Annotated in this window: 4 protein-coding genes and 1 pseudogene; all 5 read left to right on the forward strand. The window is 42.0% G+C overall.

Annotated features, from left to right (window positions below; all coding sequences use genetic code 11):
* Nucleotides 1–576 (forward strand): class I SAM-dependent methyltransferase (locus B2Z67_RS04430; protein ID WP_291528613.1); only part of this gene is annotated, 576 nt, incomplete at its 5' end.
* Between the two features lie 59 nt (nucleotides 577–635).
* Nucleotides 636–1,691 carry a ribosome small subunit-dependent GTPase A gene (gene rsgA / locus B2Z67_RS04435; protein WP_291528614.1) on the forward strand — a complete coding sequence of 352 codons (1,056 nt, stop codon included), beginning with the start codon at nucleotides 636–638 and terminating at the stop codon, nucleotides 1,689–1,691.
* Between the two features lie 35 nt (nucleotides 1,692–1,726).
* Nucleotides 1,727–1,834, forward strand: a pseudogene (locus tag B2Z67_RS04440) (GyrI-like domain-containing protein); the annotation flags it as partial.
* A 316-nt stretch (nucleotides 1,835–2,150) separates the two neighbouring features.
* Nucleotides 2,151–2,450 (forward strand): helix-turn-helix domain-containing protein, encoded by a 300-nt coding sequence (locus B2Z67_RS04445; protein WP_291528615.1) that lies wholly within the window; start codon nucleotides 2,151–2,153, stop codon nucleotides 2,448–2,450.
* Nucleotides 2,451–2,633: 183 nt separating this feature from the next.
* Nucleotides 2,634–2,960 (forward strand): ArsR/SmtB family transcription factor, encoded by a 327-nt coding sequence (locus B2Z67_RS04450; RefSeq protein WP_291528616.1) that lies wholly within the window; start codon nucleotides 2,634–2,636, stop codon nucleotides 2,958–2,960.
* Nucleotides 2,961–3,068 lie beyond the last annotated feature (108 nt).

Consider the following 3,068-nt stretch of genomic DNA (forward strand, 5'->3'; position numbering starts at 1 on the left):
AACATTCCGGGACAGATTACAGGGCTCGACCTCTTCCCCGACTTTATCAACATCTTTAACCGAAATGCCGAACAACTCAGTCTTTCCAACAGAGTAAAAGGCGTTATCGGCTCAATGGACAATCTCCCTTTCGAGAAGCAGTCCTTAGACCTTATCTGGTCAGAAGGTGCGATCTATAATATCGGTTTTGAGCGAGGGCTAAACGAATGGCGCGAATATCTGAAAACAGGTGGCTACATTGCCGTATCCGAATCCTCTTGGTTCACGGACGAACGCCCCGATGAGATTCACAACTTCTGGATGGCGCATTATTCTGAAATAGACACCATCCCGAACAAAGTCGCCCAGATGCAGAAAGCGGGCTATGTTCCCGTTGCCACCTTTATTATTCCGGAAACGTGCTGGACAGAACATTTCTTCGCGCCATGTGCCATCGCACAGGAAGAGTTTCTGAAGAAATATCCGGGGGATGAAACAGTAGAAGAACTGATTGCCGGTCAACGCCACGAAGCAGTGTTGTACGACAAATACAAAGAGCTCTATGGCTATGTATTCTATATCGGGAAGAAAATTTAAGTAACTATCAAGGGGGATTATCTTTGGTGATAATCTCCCTGATTATAAAATTAAACACAATGAATCATTTACAATTATACGGTTGGAACGAAGAACTGTTTCAGCAAAAACAACAATCAAACTATAAAGACTTCGCACACGGACGAGTGACAGTCACCCACAAGACCTGTTATGAAGTAGTATCTGAAACAGGCTTCTATTCCTGCGAACTGACAGGAAACATGCTCTACGGACAGGATGCTTCCGAATACCCCTGCACCGGCGACTGGGTTATTTTCCAAACTATCGATACCGGCAAAGGAATTATTCTCGACCGACTGCCCCGTCAGAGAACGCTTTATCGCCTTAAAAGCGGCACAGTATCCGAAAGGCAGGCAATCGCTTCTTTCGTAGACAAAGCCTTCGTTGTACAAAGTCTGGATGAGAATTTTAATGTCCGCCGGATTGAACGTTTCATGTTGCAAACCGCTGATGAAGGTATTCAGCCTGTATTAGTGCTGACCAAAACGGATCTGGGATTCAACGCAGAAGAAATCGAAAAAGCGATAACCCATCTTTCCCACAAAATCCCCGTCTTCTATACCAGTATAGAATCTCCTGAAAGCATTGATAAACTAAGAGAGTCTATCCGCGTCGGGGAAACAGTCGTCTTCACAGGCATGTCGGGCGTAGGAAAAAGTACATTAATCAACGCCCTATGCAAACAGCCATTGTTTGAGACCGGCGCAATCAGTGACTCGACCGGAAAAGGTAAACATACAACTACTCGTCGGGAAATGGTATTGCTGCTCGATTCAGGCGTACTAATCGATACTCCGGGAGTAAAGCTGTTCGGCGTCACAAATGACAATACCGATAACCTGTCAGAAATCTTGGATATATCGGACTATGAAGGCAAATGCCGCTTCAAAGATTGTCGGCATGTGAATGAAAAGGGATGCGCCGTAATCGAAGCCGTTGAGAAAGAGGAAATAGACCGCGGTGTTTATGAGAGCTATTTGAAATTACGTCGCGAAGCATGGCATTATACTGCAACCGCGCAAGAGAAGCGGAATAAGGAAAAGTCGCTATCCAAAGTGCTGAAAGTGTATAAAAGTAGATACGATAAGCGATGAGGGTGGAATAATCTGACTTATCTGTTGAAAGCGGCTATCAGCAAGGAGATAGCTGTACTTACGAACTCTATTACAACGATTACACTACCCATCCAGAAAAAAAACATATCGTGGATATTTGTATTCCGGTGAAACCGTTGTAAAGCTGTATCTTATGTATTTACAGAGAGTGTGTTAAATAGCACACTCTTACTGTTTTTATTCTTCTTTTTTCGACAACAAGTGGCACAAGTCGGGGGTATCCTTTATTCATTGCAACTCATCGGTGACTATCTGCTTAGTTTCGGTTTTAATGCGGTTATAATACCCCAGTTTTCCCACTTATCCATTCCTTTATTAGTATTTTTATCCATCTGTATATCAACTGATTATATCTGTTTTTCAAAAATACCACACCACACTGTGGAATAAAACATATCTCAAAATCAGACCTTTACATCGTAATTTCAAAGAATAAAAATGGAAATAGATGAAAAGAAGTTTGACACCTCTATGTCTTCCGTATTGGGAAGGCTGGATGAGATTCTTTCCTGTGTGAAAACACGGAATATCCTGAATGGCGAGCGGTTGTTTGACAATCAGGATTTATGCCTGATGCTGAAACTAAGCAAGCGTAGTTTACAACGTTATCGCAGCATCGGAGCATTGAAATACATTCAGGTTGGACAGAAAACCCTGTATTACGAGTCCGATGTGAAGGAGTTCGTCAAAGAACATTTGACGAAGGACACCACCGGACGGGATGACTTTATGGGTTGATAGTCCTACACAAAGAAAAAAGCCTCATCACTTCAAAAACAGTGTAGAGGCTTTTTCTGTTATCAGTTCTAAATAATTTTATATTTTGCCATATCTGACCAATCCTAAAAACAAATACCGTTCGCAATATTACGAATAGAAATATTGTTCGTATATTTGCGAACAGAAAAACAATGTATAGATATGTCGAAGAAAGAATTAACCGTCGAACAGGAACAGCTTGCACGTTTTGCCAAAGCGTTGGGGAATCCTATACGTGTAGCCATACTGGAAATGCTTGCGAACCAATCATGCTGCTATCATGGGGATATGTCGGAAGTATTGCCCATTGCGAAAAGTACCCTTTCTCAGCATCTGAATGAATTGAAAGAAGCCGGATTGATTCAGGGAACGATTACACCGCCGACAGTCAGATACTGCATCAATGAAGAAAATTGGAAGAAAGCAAAAAACCTGTTCTCTGCCCTCTTTGTAGAGGTGAAGAACGAAGATAATTGCAAAACTCTTTAAAAGTTTCACGATATATGAAAATAAGGAAAGCAACACCGGAAGATGCAAAAGGCATTTGTGATATTTACAACTATTATGTAGAAAACACGGCTGTTTCGTTTGAAACGG

Origin of the sequence: Bacteroides sp. UBA939, assembly GCF_002293435.1 — a bacterium.
Taxonomy (GTDB): domain Bacteria; phylum Bacteroidota; class Bacteroidia; order Bacteroidales; family Bacteroidaceae; genus Bacteroides.

What these genes read in the sequence shown, in the direction of transcription:
- rsgA (WP_291528614.1), top strand. Translation starts at nt 636, where the DNA reads ATGAATCATTTACAATTATACGGTTGGAACGAAGAACTGTTTCAGCAA.
- B2Z67_RS04445 (WP_291528615.1), top strand. Translation starts at nt 2,151, where the DNA reads ATGGAAATAGATGAAAAGAAGTTTGACACCTCTATGTCTTCCGTATTG.
- B2Z67_RS04450 (WP_291528616.1), top strand. Translation starts at nt 2,634, where the DNA reads ATGTCGAAGAAAGAATTAACCGTCGAACAGGAACAGCTTGCACGTTTT.